The sequence below is a fragment of the Candidatus Kosakonia sp. 282A-S69 genome (genome assembly GCF_029433855.1).
Lineage (GTDB): Bacteria > Pseudomonadota > Gammaproteobacteria > Enterobacterales > Enterobacteriaceae > Kosakonia > Kosakonia cowanii_A.
Genome location: NZ_JAROAU010000005.1, coordinates 248,779 through 249,042 on the forward strand (window position 1 = coordinate 248,779; position 264 = coordinate 249,042).

A 264-nucleotide genomic window follows, 5' to 3' on the forward strand; every position below is an offset into this window, starting at 1 on the left:
ATTTCGATTCTGTTTCGACTTCAGGTGGCTCAACGACATTACGATCAACAGGGTCACAACACCCCCAGCAGTGGTGGAGATTTTCAAAAGCTACAGCATACCATGGTAATTACAGGTGAGACTTGCGGTCCGGATATTGGCAGGTTTCAACAACACAATAAGATCGAAATAAAACAGCCTTCACCGTGGAAGGTAAGCAACGCCATTTCAAACGTAGGCCGTTCGGACTATCAACGCCTCTTTTCCGTTCATCCGGCTGATGCT

1 protein-coding gene is annotated in these 264 nt (G+C 47.0%); it reads left to right on the plus strand.

Translation table 11 applies throughout. The features are described from left to right. Positions 1-264 (plus strand): hypothetical protein (locus tag PU683_RS22230; protein ID WP_277174672.1); only part of this gene is annotated, 264 nt, incomplete at both ends.